We start from the raw sequence: 13193 nt of genomic DNA on the forward strand, positions 1-13193 counted from the left end.
CTCAGGGGCGTTCGGCCGTCAGATAGCGCTGGATGGTGGGCGCCAGCCAGGCGACGACCTCGTCGTGGCTGAGGCCGACGGCCGGCGGGACGTGCAGGACATAGCGGCACAGCGCCATGCCGAGGATCTGTGAGGCGACCAGCGCGGCACGGGTCGGCGCCTCCTCGGGGACCGGGCAGACCGCGGCGAGGACCGGCTCGATCTGCTCGGCGAACACGCCGCGCATCCGCTGCGCGCCCGCCTCGTTGGTGACGCCGACGCGCATCATCGCCGTCAGCGTCTCGTCGCACTCCCAGCGCTCCAGGAAGTGGCGTACGAGCCGGGCGGCGGCCTGGTCGCGCGGGACGTGGGTGAGGTCCGGTGCGTGCACCTCGATCTCGGAGGCGGCCGCGAAGAGGCCCGCCTTGTTGCCGTAGTAGCGCATCACCATCGACGGGTCGATGCCCGCGTCCCTGGCGATGGCGCGGATGGTGGCGCGCTCGTATCCGTCCGCGGCGAAGCGGTCCCGGGCGGCGGTCAGGATCGCGGCCCGGGTGGCGGCGGAGCGGCGGGGGCGGGCGGCCGCCGCCGCGTCGCCGGGCGCCGGGTCGGCGGGGTCGCCGGGGTCGCCGGACAGTGCGGCTGCCAGCGCGTCTTCGGTCGCGGTGCCGGCCTCGGAGGGAGCGTGATCGGGCATGCCCACAACTGTAGGCCAACGGCTGTTGACATGCCAGGCCGGACCGACCTACGCTTGCCAACAAGCGTTGACCAACATGCGTTGGCACAGCTGATCACAGTTGCGCGGCTGCACAGTTGGCCACAGTCGCCACAGGGCACAGGAGGCGGAAGCCATGGATGCCAGGAACCCCAAGACCAGGGACAACGGCGCCCGGAACGACCCGGCGGGGGCGGCCCGCGACACGGACGTCCTCGTGGTGGGCGCCGGCCCGACCGGCCTGCTGCTCGCCGGAGACCTCGCCGAGGCGGGGCTGGGAGTCACCCTGCTGGAGCGCCGGCCCAGCAAGATCAGCAACCTCACCCGCGCCCTGGCGGTCCACGCCCGCACCCTGGAGCAGCTGGACGCCCGCGGCCTCGCCGATGAGCTGGTCGCCGGCGGCCATCCGCTCGGCTCCCTCCGCCTCTTCGGTAACGCATATCTGGACGCGAGCCGGCTCCGCTCCCGCTTCCCCTTCGTGCTGATCACCCCGCAGTTCGAGGTCGAGCGGCTGCTGGAGCGGCGGGCCCGCCGGGCCGGCGTGACCTTCCGCTACGAATCCGAGGTGCTCGGCCTCGACCAGGACGCCGAGGGCGTGACGGTCCGCTTCCGCACCCCCGAGGGCCTCGGCAGCCTCCGCGCCGCCTATGCCGTCGGCACCGACGGCGTCCGCAGCGCCGTCCGCGAGGCCATCGGTCTGCCCTTCCCCGGCAAGTCCGTGATCCGCTCCCTGGTGCTCGCCGATGTCCGGCTGGCCCAGGAGCCCGACTCCCCCTTCACCGTCAATGCCACCGGGGAGGCATTCGCGCTGATCGGCTCGTTCGGCGACGGCTGGTATCGCGTCATCGGCTGGAACCGCCGCCATCAGGCCGGCGACGACGCGCCCGTCGACCTCGACGAGGTCCGCGAGATCGCCCGGCTCGCCCTCGGCAGCGACTACGGCATGCACGACGCCCGCTGGATCTCCCGCTTCCACAGCGACGAACGCCAGGTCCCCGAGTACCGCGTCGGCCGGGTCTTCCTCGCCGGCGACGCCGCCCATGTGCACTCCCCCGCCGGCGGCCAGGGCATGAACACCGGCCTCCAGGACGCCGCCAACCTCAGCTGGAAGCTGGCCGCGGTGCTCCGGGGCCACGCCCCCGACAGCCTGCTCGACAGCTATCAGACCGAGCGCCATCCGGTGGGCAGGGCAGTGCTGCGCAGCAGTGGCGCCCTGGTCCGGATCGCCCTGCTGCACTCCGCTCCCGGACGCCTCGCCCGCACCCTCGCCGCCCGGCTCCTCGCACGTCTGCGCCCGGTGTCCGGCCGCGCCATCCGCACCGTCTCCGGCATCGGCATCGCCTACCCCGCCGGGCCCGGCGCCCACCGGCTCGCCGGCCACCGTGCCCCCGATGTCCGGCTGGCCGACGGCAGCCGCCTCTACGAGGTGCTCCGCCAGGGCAGGTTCGTCCTGATCACCCCCGCCGACGAGCCCGGCGCCCTCCACCCCGCCGACGAGCCCGGCGGCGTCCGCCCCGCCGACGACCGCACCGTGACCGTCCACTGGCACAGCGCCCGCCGCACGGCCGTCCTGGTGCGCCCCGACGGCTATGTCGCCTGGGCCACCGACGCCACCGCCCCCGCCGAGCGCGCCCGCGCGCTACGCACCGCCCTGGTGCACTGGACCGGTGCCGAGCCCGGGGCCGGCGGCCCCATAGCCGCCGCCCTCACCCCGCAAGGACATGCCGCAGATAGGCCCGCGGGTCGCTGAGATAGCGCCGCCAGTGGTCGACCAGCCCCAGCTCCGCCCACCGCACGCGCCGCATCCCGTGCCCGCCGACCTCCACGATCTCGGCACCGGGCAGCGCGGTCAGCAGCGGGGAGTGCGTGGCACAGATGATCTGCGCGCCGCCGCTCCCCAACTCGCCCATCAGTCCTATCAGTTCCAGACAGGAGGAGAAGGACAGTGCCGCCTCCGGCTCGTCCATCACATACAGGCCGCGCTGCGCAAACCGCTCGCGGAAGGCCAGCAGAAAGCCCTCCCCATGGCTCATCTCCTCGGGCGACCGTGACAGCCGCTGCGCCCTCCGCTCGCCGTTCAGCGCTTCCAGCGCCGTCTCGGCCCGCAGAAAGAACCCCCGGCGGCGGGTCCGCGGCCCGCGGATCATCCCGCGCCCCTCCCGGGTCGGGTCGAACCGCATCAGCCCGCCGAGCCGCGACGCCTCCCGCGAGCTGGCGTATTTGTAGCCGGCCGAGCCGCCGTAGGAATCCAGCCCGAACCCCTCCGCCAGCGCCTCGGCCAGCGTCGACTTCCCCGAACCGTTCTCCCCGACCAGAAAGGTGACCGGAGCCCGGAAACTCAGCCCCTCCTCGGCCAGCTGGCGCACACACGGCACCGTCCAGGGCCATCCGTCCTCGGCCGTCCCCTCGCCCTCCGGAAGGTTCACATAAGCCCGTTCGATCAACATGCCCTCGAAGCTCTCACACCCCACTGACACCGCTCCGCGGCCGAGCCCATGCGATCCGCGGCAGAGCACTGGCGACCCGCTGCCGAGCACCTGCGCCCCGCGTCCGAACACATCCGACCGGCAGCTGAGCACGTACGATCCGCGGCTGAGCACCTGCTTTTTTCCGTACGCTTTCAGCCATGGTGATCGCACGTTCCGCCATCCTCTTCGTCGTCGCCGCCTTCTTCGAGATCGGCGGCGCCTGGCTGGTCTGGCAAGGAGTCCGCGAACACAAGGGCTGGGTCTGGATCGGCGCCGGCGTGATCGCGCTGGGGCTCTACGGCTTCGTCGCCACCCTCCAGACGGACGCCGACTTCGGGCGCATCCTCGCCGCGTACGGCGGGATCTTCGTCGCGGGCTCGCTGGCGTGGGGCATGGTCGCCGACGGCTACCGCCCCGACCGCTGGGACATCCTGGGCGCGCTGATCTGTCTGGCCGGAATGGCCGTGCTCATGTACGCCCCCAGGGGCCGCTGACCACCCCCCGCATATTCTGGCCGGGCACCCCCGAGCTCATGAGGAGCAGGGGACCCACCGCCCCGAGGAGAGTGCCATGACCGCCGAGGCCCGTACCGCCGTCGTCACCGGAGCGAGCAGCGGCATCGGCGCGGCCACCGCGCGAGCGCTGGCCGCGGCCGGCTATCACGTGGTGCTCACCGCCCGCCGCAAGGACCGCATCGAGGCGCTCGCCGCCGAGCTGCCGCACGCGGAGGCCTACGCGCTCGACGTCACCGACCGCGCCGCCGTCGACGCCTTCGCGGCCGCGCTCGACCGCTACCCCTCCATCGACGTCCTGGTCAACAACGCCGGCGGAGCGCTGGGCGCGGAGCCGGTCGCCACCGGTGACCCCGCCGACTGGCGCGCCATGTACGAGGTCAATGTGCTGGGCGTGCTCCATATGACCCAGGCGCTGCTGCCCTCGCTCACCGCCTCCGGCGACGGCACCGTCGTCGTGCTGTCCTCCACCGCGGGCCATGGCACCTACGAGGGCGGCGGCGGCTATGTCGCGGCCAAGCACGGCGCGCACGTCATCGCCGAGACCCTCCGACTGGAGCTGTGCGGCGAGCCGGTGCGCGTCATCGAGGTCGCCCCGGGCATGGTCAGGACCGACGAGTTCGCCACCACCCGCTTCCGCGGCGACACCGCCAAGGCCGCCAAGGTCTACGAGGGCGTCGACCAGCCCCTCACCGCGGAGGACGTCGCCGACACCGTCGCCTGGGCCATCACCCGCCCCGCCCACGTCAACATCGACCTCCTGGTGGTCCGCCCCCGCGCCCAGGCCTCCAACTCCAAGGTCCACCGCACGAGCTGAGCCCGGGCGGCGACGCGACGGACCGGCGCCCCAGCCACCCGACGGTCGGACGGCCCAGCGGCCCAGCGGCCCAGCGGCCCACGAACAACGGCGCGGCGCACCCATGCGCCGCGCCGCACCGTCCGTCCCTCCCGCACTCAACCCTTCCCGCAGACCACCTGCTTGAGACGGCCGCACTCAGCCCTTCCCGCAGACCACCTGCTCAAGAGGGCCGACCTCACCCCTTCACACAAACCACCTGCTTGAGATGAGCAACCACCTCGACCAGGTCCCGCTGCTGCTCCATGACCTTCTCGATCGGCTTGTAGGCGCCGGGGATCTCATCGATCACCCCGGAGTCCTTACGGCACTCCACACCCCGCGTCTGCTCCATCAGGTCCCGCGTGGAGAACCGCTTCTTCGCGGCGTTCCGGCTCATCTTGCGGCCGGCGCCGTGGGAGGCGGACTGGAAGCTCGCGGCGTTCCCCAGGCCCCTGACGATGTACGAGCCGGTGCCCATCGAGCCCGGGATGATGCCGAACTCGCCGCTGCCCGCCCGGATCGCGCCCTTACGGGTCACCAGCAGGTCCATGCCGTCGTAGCGCTCCTCCGCCACATAGTTGTGGTGGCAGGAGATCACCGGCTCGAACACCGGCCGGGCCTTCTTGAACTCCTTGCGGACCACGTCCTGGAACAGCGCCATCATCACGGACCGGTTGTACTTGGCGTACTCCTGCGCCCAGAACAGGTCGTTGCGGTACGCCGCCATCTGCGGGGTGTCCGCGATGAAGACGGCGAGATCGCGGTCGATCAGGCCCTGGTTGTGCGGCAGCTTCTGCGCCTGCCCCATGTGGAACTCGGCGAGCTCCTTGCCGATGTTCCGGGAGCCGGAGTGCAGCATCAGCCACACCGCACCGTCGTCATCGAGGCAGAACTCGATGAAGTGGTTGCCGCTCCCGAGCGACCCCATCTGCTTGGTCGCCCGCTCCTGCCGGAACCTGACCGCCTCGGCGACGCCCCCGAACCGCGCCCAGAAGTCCTCCCACCCCGACGTCGGGAAGCCGTGCAGCCGTCCGAGGTCGACCGGGTCGTCATGCATCCCCCGGCCCACCGGAATGGCCTGCTCGATCTTCGAGCGGAACCGGGACAGATCGCCGGGCAGGTCATTGGCGGTGAGCGAGGTCTTCACCGCGCTCATGCCGCAGCCGATGTCGACACCGACCGCCGCCGGGCAGACCGCGCCGCGCATGGCGATCACCGAACCGACCGTGGCGCCCTTGCCGTAGTGCACATCCGGCATCACGGCCAGGCCCTTGATCCACGGCAGGGTGGCCACATTGCGCAGCTGCTGCATGGCTACGTCCTCGACCCCGGCCGGGTCCGTCCACATCCGGATCGGAACCTGGGCACCAGGCACCTCGACGTAGGACATAACTTCCTCATTCCCCCGAATTTATGAAAAACGCAAAAGCCGGACAAGTTATCCGATCTTGGACGCCGAACCGGCGTGGGCGGCAAGACGTGCGATAGACATTGTGTCCATCGGCCGCCGACCGGCGGCAACCAGATTTCCCAGGGGAAGGAGCCGCGAGCGATGCCACGCAAATCGTTCGTACCCGGTGCCGCGCTGGTCGCGGCCGCGGCGCTGGCCGTCGGCCTCACCGGCTGCACCGGCGGCTCCGGCCCGGACGGCAGCGACGCCGACGCCAAGGGCGGGGGCGCCGCCAGCTCGAACCCCGCCGCCGAACCGGGCCGCTACCAGACCCTCCCCGAGGCCTGCGGCCTGCCCTCGCGCAGCGCCATCCGCAGCATGCTGCCCGGCGACGGCCAGCCGCTGTCGAGCACCGAGGCCGACAAGGTCTACGGCGGCACGGCCGACATCACCTATGACACCGACCGCCGCGTCGGCTGCCGCTGGACCCGCGAGACCACCGCCGGCACCCGCCACATCGGCCTCGACATCCAGCGCGTGGTGTCGTACGACGGCGCCGTCAGCGATGACGACAAGGCGCAGGGGATCTACGACAAGAAGGAGCTGGCCGCCCAGATACCGTCCGGCACCGGCTCCCCGTCGCCCGCCGCGTCGTCCCCGTCCACCTCGAAAGACAAGGACAAGGGCACCGGAGCCGTGCCGAACGGCGCCTCGAGCCCGCAGGGGAAGGCGCCGTCCGGCAGCCCCTCGCCGAGCTCCGACCCGAGCGCGGAGCCGAGCGGCTCGACCGCCCCCCGCGTCCTGGACGGCCTCGCGGACGCGGCCTTCCTCAATGACAAATTGGTCACAGCGGACTCCGGAGTACACCGGGACGTCACTGTGGTCTTTCGCACGTCGAATGTCATCGTGACGCTCACGTACGACCAGTGGTCCACGGACAAGACGATGTTGCCCGACAGCCAGGAACTGCAGGACAAGGCCCGTTCGCTGGCCGGCGACCTCGCCGACAACCTCAGCGAATAGTCCGGATCGCACACCTTGACCGACTCGCCACGCAAGGCGAAGAAGCGCCCGTTTTGAGCTGCGCTCTCATCGACAGGAATCGGTCACCCACCCCGTCGCGCCGCGTACCGTGCCGTCTAGCCCTGCCCACAGACGGGACGGGCGGCTCCACGGCCGGCCACGCCGACCCGAGGACGACCAGCGGCCGACCCGACGACGAACAGCGAAGGAACCATGCACCGTTCAGCCAAGCGACTCGCCAGCCTTCTCACCTGCGCAGCAGTTCCGGTGCTGCTCGTCGCCGGCTGCTCCGGCTCGGACAGCGCCGGCTCCGGTGACGCCTCCGCCTCCGCCCCCTCCAGCAGCTCCGGCAAGTCCTCCGCGCCGTCCGTCGCGCCCGCGAAGTACAAGAGCCTGCCGAACCCGTGCCAGGCGTTCTCCAAGGGCACCATCGAGAAGATGCTGCCCAAGGTGAAGGACGCGTCCGGGGACCGGGGCGCCTCCTCGGACAACGCCGCCCACGGCACCTGCTCGTGGACCAGCTCCGACGAGAACGGTGTCGACGGCACCCAGTTCCGCTGGCTGGACATCGGCTACCAGCGCTACGACTCCGACCCCGGCGTCGGCTCCGGCGAGCAGCGCGCCACGGACTTCTACACCAAGCAGGTCAGCGAGGCGAAGGACACCAAGGGCGCCAAGAAGCTGTCGGCCGTCAAGACCTCCGGCACCGGCGACGAGGCGACCGCGATCACCTACGACGTGAAGAAGGAGGGCAACGACTTCAAGAACACCACGGTCGTCGCCCGCGACTCCAACATCGTCGTCACGATCAACTACAACGGTGCCGGTCTGGCCGGCGCGGACGCCCCAAAGGGCGCCGATCTGCTCAAGCAGGTCCAGGCCGCCGCCAAGGAAGCCGTCGCCTCCGCCACCAAGCCCAAGGGCTGACCGCAGCGAGGCCACCCGAACCCTCTACCGGCCCGGAATCGAGGGTGTGCCACGCTAGGCGCGCCATTTCGCCGAGCCGGGGAGGGACCGCGGGTGTCCGCGACGCAGACGGCGCAGTTGACTCGTACCCACCGCATCCTGATCGGTGTGGTCATCGCCGGGGCTGCCCTGATCGCGGCCATCGGGTTCACCGGCTCGTACGCGGCGGTGCGCGCACTGGCCGAGAAGAAGGGCTTCGGCGGCTTCTCGGTCGTCTTCCCGATCGGTATCGACGCCGGGATCGTGGTGCTGCTGGCCCTGGACCTGCTGCTCACCTGGATCCGGATCCCGTTCCCGCTGCTGCGCCAGACGGCCTGGCTGCTGACCGCGGCCACCATCGCCTTCAACGGGGCGGCGGCCTGGCCGGACGCGCTGGGCGTCGGGATGCACGCGGTCATCCCGCTGCTGTTCGTGGTGGCCGTCGAGGCCGCCCGGCATGCGATCGGCCGGATCGCCGACATCACGGCCGACAAGCACATGGAGGGCGTCCGGCTCACCCGCTGGCTGCTCGCCTTCCCCTCCACCTTCCGGCTGTGGCGCCGGATGAAGCTGTGGGAACTGCGCTCCTACGACGAGGTCATCCAGCTGGAACAGGACCGCCTCGTCTACCAGGCCCGGCTGCGCGCCCGCTACGGACGCGCCTGGCGCCGCCGCGCCCCCGTCGATGCGCTGATGCCGCTGCGGCTGGCCCGGTACGGCGTACCCCTGGCGAAGACCGCACCGGCCGGGCTCGCCGCGGCGGGCATCGAGCTGCCGGCCGCCGCGTCAGCGCTGCCGTCCACCGCGCCGTACGCGACCGGCGCCCCGCAACCCGCCCTCGACCAGCGGACGGCCACGATGCCGGCGGGCACCTCGGCACACGTAGGGGACGCAGCACCCGTACGGGACACGGCACCCGTACGGGACACGGCACCCCTACGGGACACGGCCCCCGGACAGGAGGGCTCCCCCTACCCCGTAGGTGACGCCCCCGCCGGAACCACGGACGGCCTCCCGCCCCGGACCCCGGAGCACGAGCCCATACACACGGCGGCGGCCCCCGAACCGCTCCCGGCGACCCGAGCCGCACCCGCCTACGACACCGCGCCCACGCTCGAACACCCCCCGACCACCCCCCAGTTGACCGTCCCGGTAGGCCCCGGCCGAAGCCGCCCCCTGGGCAGCGCAGGCGGCCCCCCGCCGTTCCCCGAGCAGCGCGGCCACGCCCCCGAACCGACCCCGGAACCGGTCCCCGAACCCCAACTCCCCCCAGAACCCGACGAGTTGCCCGTCCTCTCGGCACTCCCCGACGACGTCCCCCGCGAGGAGGCGTACTACTCCGCCTACCGGACGTACGTGGCGGAGAAGAACGCCTTCCCCGACACCCGGCAGTTCGGCCGCTTCCTGCTGAACTCCTACGGAGCCACCGGCCGGGACGGCGGGCCGCTGAGCGAGAGCTACCTGCGCGGGTTCATCCGCGACTTCCAGCTGCGGCTCCGCACGGAGATGGAGACCGAACACATCCCGTAGGGCCTGCCCCCCGACAGGCCCTACCGATGCGCCGTCCCGCCGCCCGCGGACCTACGACTCACCCGCGACGGCACACCGGCAACAGCCCACCCGCAGACGTCATCCCCCGAGCAGCTTGCGCACCCGCTCGGCGCCCACGGCCAGCAGCAGGGTGGGCAGCCGCGGCCCGGTGTCCCGGCCGACGAGGAGGTGGTAGAGCAGGGCGAAGAAGGCGCGCTGGGCGACCTTCAGCTCCGGCGTCGGCTTGGCGTCCGGCTCCAGGCCCGCCTGGACCTTCGGCACGCCGTAGACCAGCGTGGTCAGGCCGTCCAGCGACCAGTGCGTGTCGAGACCGTCGAGCAGCAGCCGCAGCGAGCCGCGGGCCTGCTCGTCGAGGGTGGCGAGCCGCTCCTCGTCCGGCTCGTCGCGGACGATGGTGCGCTGCTCGGCCGGGACCTGGGTGTTGATCCAGTGCTCGGCCTTGTCGAGCCGCGGGCGGGTCTCGTCCAGGGACGTGACGGGGTTGGCCGGGTCCAGCTCGCCGAGGATCCGCAGCGTCTGCTCGTCATGGCCGGCGGTGATGTCCGCGACCGAGGCGAGCGTGCGGTACGGCAGCGGGCGCGGGGTGCGCGGCAGCTCACCGGCGGCGGTACGGGCCGCGCGGGAGTACGCGGCGGCGTCGGCCGGCAGCGCGGTGCCCTCCGCGACCTTGGACTCCAGCTTGTCCCACTCGTCGTAGAGCCGCTGGATCTCCTGGTCGAAGGCGATCTTGAAGGACTGGTTGGGCCGGCGGCGCGCATACAGCCAGCGCAGCAGCGGCGCCTCCATGATCTTCAGCGCATCGCCCGGCGTCGGCACCCCGCCGCGCGACGAGGACATCTTGGCCATGCCGCTGATGCCGACGAAGGCGTACATGGGACCGATCGGCTGGGCGCCGTCGAAGATCTCGCGGACGATCTGGCCGCCGACGACGAACGACGAGCCGGGCGAGGAGTGGTCGACGCCGGACGGCTCGAAGATCACGCCCTCGTACGCCCACCGCATCGGCCAGTCGACCTTCCAGACCAGCTTGCCGCGGTTGAACTCGCTCAGCCGGACCGTCTCGCCGAAGCCGCACTCCGTGCAGGTGTAGGCCAGCTCGGTGGTCTCGTCGTCGTACGAGGTGACCGTCGTGAGGTCCTTCTCGCACTGACCGCAGTAGGGCTTGTACGGGAAGTAGCCGGCCGAGCCGCCGCTGCCGTCGTCCTCGCTGGCCGCGCCCGAACCCTCGGCGGCCTCCAGCTCGGCCTCGTCCACGGGCTTCTGCGACTTCTTGGCCGGCGCCTTCTTCGTGCGGTACTGGCCCAGGATCGCGTCGATGTCCGTGCGGTGCTTCATCGCGTGCAGGATCTGCTCGCGGTAGACGCCGGAGGTGTACTGCGCGGTCTGGCTGATGCCGTCGTACTCGACGCCCAGCTCGGCGAGGGCCTCGCTCATGGCGGCCTTGAAGTGCTCCGCCCAGTTCGGGTACGCCGAGCCGGCCGGGGCCGGCACCGAGGTCAGCGGCTTGCCGATGTGCTGGGCCCAGGACTCGTCGACACCGGGGACGCCGGCCGGAACCTTGCGGTAGCGGTCGTAGTCGTCCCAGGAGATGAGGTGACGGACCTCGTACCCGCGGCGGCGGATCTCGTCGGCGACGAGATGCGGGGTCATGACCTCACGGAGGTTGCCGAGGTGGATCGGGCCGGACGGACTCAGGCCCGAGGCGCAGACGACTGGTTTGCCGGGGGCGCGGCGCTCCGCCTCGGCAATGACCTCGTCCGCGAACCTGGAGACCCAGTCGGTCTCGGTGCTCTGCTGAGCCACGATCGGCCCTTCCTCTTCCGGATGATCCTCGTTGCGCCGTCCTGCGCGCAGACGCGCAAAAGCCTGACGGTGCCCATTGTCCCAGACGGAAAATCAGTGGTAGTGCCGTGGGATACTCATGGGCAAACCCTTTCCGCTCCAACGACACCTCCCTTCTGGAAGAGAGCACCTCTCCATGGCCTCGGTCACTTCCCTCGCAGCTTCGGTCCATCAGCGCGTCGCGGACGCCCTCTCGGCAGCCCTGCCGGAGGCCGGCGCCGCCGACCCGCTGCTGCGACGAAGCGACCGGGCGGACTTCCAGGCCAACGGCATGCTGGCGCTGGCGAAGAAGCTCAAGGGCAATCCCCGGGAGCTGGCGACCAAGGTCCTCGCGGAGATCGGCGAGAACCCCCTCTTCAAGGAGGTCGAGGTCTCCGGCCCCGGCTTCCTCAACATCACGATCACCGACCGGGCGATCATCCAGACACTGGCCGCGCGCGCCACCGACGACCGGCTCGGCGTCCCGTTGAAGGAGCAGCCCGGCGTCACGGTCATCGACTACGCCCAGCCGAACGTCGCCAAGGAGATGCACGTCGGGCACCTGCGCTCCGCGGTGATCGGCGACGCCCTGCGCCACATGCTGGACTTCACCGGTGAGCGGACGATCGGCCGGCACCACATCGGCGACTGGGGCACCCAGTTCGGCATGCTCATCCAGTACCTGATCGAGAACCCCGGCGAGCTGGCCCCGGCGGCCGACGTCGACGGCCAGCAGGCGATGAGCAACCTCAACCGCGTCTACAAGGCCTCGCGCGCCGTCTTCGACTCCGACGAGCAGTTCAAGGAGCGGGCCCGGAAGCGGGTCGTGGCGCTCCAGTCCGGCGACGCGGAGACCCTTGACCTGTGGCAGCGGTTCGTGGACGAGTCGAAGGTCTACTTCTACTCGGTCTTCGAGAAGCTGGACATGGAGATCCGGGACGACGAGATCGTCGGCGAGTCCGCGTACAACGACATGATGGCCGAGACGGCGCGGCTGCTGGAGGAGTCGGGCGTCGCCGTCCGCTCCGAGGGCGCGCTGGTGGTCTTCTTCGACGAGATCCGCGGCAAGGACGACCAGCCGGTGCCGCTGATCGTGCAGAAGGCGGACGGCGGCTTCGGCTACGCGGCCTCCGACCTCTCCGCGATCCGCAACCGCGTCTTCGACCTGAAGGCGACGACGCTGCTGTACGTCGTCGACGTCCGTCAGTCGCTGCACTTCCGGATGGTCTTCGAGACCGCCCGCCGGGCGGGCTGGCTGACCGACGAGACCACCGCGCACAACATGGGCTACGGCACGGTCCTCGGTGCGGACGGCAAGCCGTTCAAGACCCGTGCGGGCGAGACCGTGCGCCTGGAGGACCTGCTCGACGAGGCGGCCGAGCGGGCGACGACGGTGGTGCGCGAGAAGGGCGCGGCGGTCGGTCTGACCGAGCAGGAGATCACCGAGAACGGCGCGCAGGTCGGCATCGGCGCGGTGAAGTACGCGGACCTGTCGACGTCGCCGAGCCGGGACTACAAGTTCGACCTGGACCAGATGGTCTCGCTCAACGGCGATACCTCGGTGTACCTCCAGTACGCCTACGCCCGGATCCGGTCGATCTTCCGCAAGGCCGGTGACGCGGCCCCCGCGGCGCACCCCGAGCTGCCGCTCGCCCCGGCCGAGCGGGCGCTGGGCCTGCACCTCGACCAGTTCGGCGAGACCGTCGCCGAGGCCGCCGCGTCGTACGAGCCGCACAAGCTCGCCGCGTACCTCTACGGCCTCGCCTCGCTGTTCACGACCTTCTACGACCAGTGCCCGGTCCTGAAGGCCGAGGGCGGCCCGGACCAGCTCGCGAACCGGCTGTTCCTCTGCGACCTGACCGCCCGCACCCTCCACCAGGGCATGGCCCTGCTCGGAATCCGTACTCCCGAGCGCCTCTGAGCCCGTAGTCCCCTAGGCTCCGACCGGAAC

The 13193-nt window shown here is 71.2% G+C and carries 11 protein-coding genes; 7 read left to right on the top strand and 4 right to left on the bottom strand.

The features are described from left to right. Window position 1: 1 nt before the first annotated feature. Window positions 2-676, bottom strand: coding sequence for a TetR/AcrR family transcriptional regulator (locus BKA18_RS16705; protein ID WP_366048232.1), 675 nt, complete (start codon window positions 674-676; stop codon window positions 2-4). Between the two features lie 154 nt (window positions 677-830). Between BKA18_RS16705 and BKA18_RS16710 the strand changes: the two genes are divergently transcribed. Further along, window positions 831-2444, top strand: a complete 1614-nt coding sequence (locus BKA18_RS16710) for an FAD-dependent monooxygenase (protein WP_366048231.1) — start codon at window positions 831-833, stop codon at window positions 2442-2444. Here the strand turns inward: BKA18_RS16710 and BKA18_RS16715 are convergent. Continuing rightward, window positions 2401-3141, bottom strand: a complete 741-nt coding sequence (locus BKA18_RS16715) for an AAA family ATPase (protein ID WP_366048230.1) — start codon at window positions 3139-3141, stop codon at window positions 2401-2403. The genes BKA18_RS16710 and BKA18_RS16715 overlap by 44 nt on opposite strands. Window positions 3142-3320: 179 nt before the next feature. Between BKA18_RS16715 and BKA18_RS16720 the strand changes: the two genes are divergently transcribed. Both BKA18_RS16720 and BKA18_RS16725 read left to right on the top strand, forming a co-directional pair. Continuing rightward, entirely contained in the window at window positions 3321-3656 is a 336-nt protein-coding gene (locus BKA18_RS16720; protein WP_235450324.1) for a YnfA family protein, read from the top strand. Between the two features lie 76 nt (window positions 3657-3732). Then, window positions 3733-4491, top strand: a complete 759-nt coding sequence (locus BKA18_RS16725; RefSeq protein ID WP_093483897.1) for an SDR family NAD(P)-dependent oxidoreductase — start codon at window positions 3733-3735, stop codon at window positions 4489-4491. A gap of 217 nt (window positions 4492-4708) precedes the next feature. Here BKA18_RS16725 and BKA18_RS16730 read toward each other — a convergent pair whose 3' ends face one another. Then, window positions 4709-5902, bottom strand: a complete 1194-nt coding sequence (locus tag BKA18_RS16730; protein ID WP_366048229.1) for an RtcB family protein — start codon at window positions 5900-5902, stop codon at window positions 4709-4711. A gap of 162 nt (window positions 5903-6064) precedes the next feature. On the opposite strand from BKA18_RS16730, the gene BKA18_RS16735 reads away from it, so the two are divergent. The 3 genes from BKA18_RS16735 to BKA18_RS16745 all read left to right on the top strand — a co-directional run bounded on the left by BKA18_RS16735 (window position 6065) and on the right by BKA18_RS16745 (window position 9400). Further along, on the top strand, window positions 6065-6925 hold the full coding sequence (locus BKA18_RS16735; protein WP_366048228.1) for a hypothetical protein: 861 nt from the start codon (window positions 6065-6067) through the stop codon (window positions 6923-6925). A gap of 213 nt (window positions 6926-7138) precedes the next feature. Next, a complete protein-coding gene (locus tag BKA18_RS16740; protein WP_366048227.1) occupies window positions 7139-7852 on the top strand; it encodes a DUF3558 domain-containing protein in 714 nt (237 codons plus the stop codon). A gap of 93 nt (window positions 7853-7945) precedes the next feature. Continuing rightward, entirely contained in the window at window positions 7946-9400 is a 1455-nt protein-coding gene (locus BKA18_RS16745) for a DUF2637 domain-containing protein (protein WP_366048226.1), read from the top strand. Between the two features lie 99 nt (window positions 9401-9499). Here BKA18_RS16745 and lysS read toward each other — a convergent pair whose 3' ends face one another. Continuing rightward, window positions 9500-11224, bottom strand: coding sequence for a lysine--tRNA ligase (gene lysS / locus BKA18_RS16750; RefSeq protein WP_366048225.1), 1725 nt, complete (start codon window positions 11222-11224; stop codon window positions 9500-9502). A gap of 175 nt (window positions 11225-11399) precedes the next feature. Here lysS and argS point away from each other — a divergent pair, with 175 nt between their 5' ends. Beyond that, window positions 11400-13163: an arginine--tRNA ligase gene (gene argS, locus BKA18_RS16755; RefSeq protein ID WP_366048224.1), complete on the top strand. Its 1764-nt coding sequence runs from the start codon at window positions 11400-11402 to the stop codon at window positions 13161-13163. Window positions 13164-13193 lie beyond the last annotated feature (30 nt).

It is taken from the genome of Streptomyces auratus (assembly GCF_050433025.1).
Classification (GTDB): domain Bacteria; phylum Actinomycetota; class Actinomycetes; order Streptomycetales; family Streptomycetaceae; genus Streptomyces; species Streptomyces sioyaensis.

Excerpts from the sequence above, each read along its gene's own strand:
- BKA18_RS16720 (WP_235450324.1), top strand. The coding sequence starts at position 3,321 with ATGGTGATCGCACGTTCCGCCATCCTCTTCGTCGTCGCCGCCTTCTTC.
- BKA18_RS16730 (WP_366048229.1), bottom strand. The coding sequence starts at position 5,902 with ATGTCCTACGTCGAGGTGCCTGGTGCCCAGGTTCCGATCCGGATGTGG.
- argS (WP_366048224.1), top strand. The coding sequence starts at position 11,400 with ATGGCCTCGGTCACTTCCCTCGCAGCTTCGGTCCATCAGCGCGTCGCG.
- BKA18_RS16725 (WP_093483897.1), top strand. The coding sequence starts at position 3,733 with ATGACCGCCGAGGCCCGTACCGCCGTCGTCACCGGAGCGAGCAGCGGC.
- BKA18_RS16710 (WP_366048231.1), top strand. The coding sequence starts at position 831 with ATGGATGCCAGGAACCCCAAGACCAGGGACAACGGCGCCCGGAACGAC.
- BKA18_RS16740 (WP_366048227.1), top strand. The coding sequence starts at position 7,139 with ATGCACCGTTCAGCCAAGCGACTCGCCAGCCTTCTCACCTGCGCAGCA.
- BKA18_RS16735 (WP_366048228.1), top strand. The coding sequence starts at position 6,065 with ATGCCACGCAAATCGTTCGTACCCGGTGCCGCGCTGGTCGCGGCCGCG.
- BKA18_RS16705 (WP_366048232.1), bottom strand. The coding sequence starts at position 676 with ATGCCCGATCACGCTCCCTCCGAGGCCGGCACCGCGACCGAAGACGCG.
- BKA18_RS16715 (WP_366048230.1), bottom strand. The coding sequence starts at position 3,141 with ATGTTGATCGAACGGGCTTATGTGAACCTTCCGGAGGGCGAGGGGACG.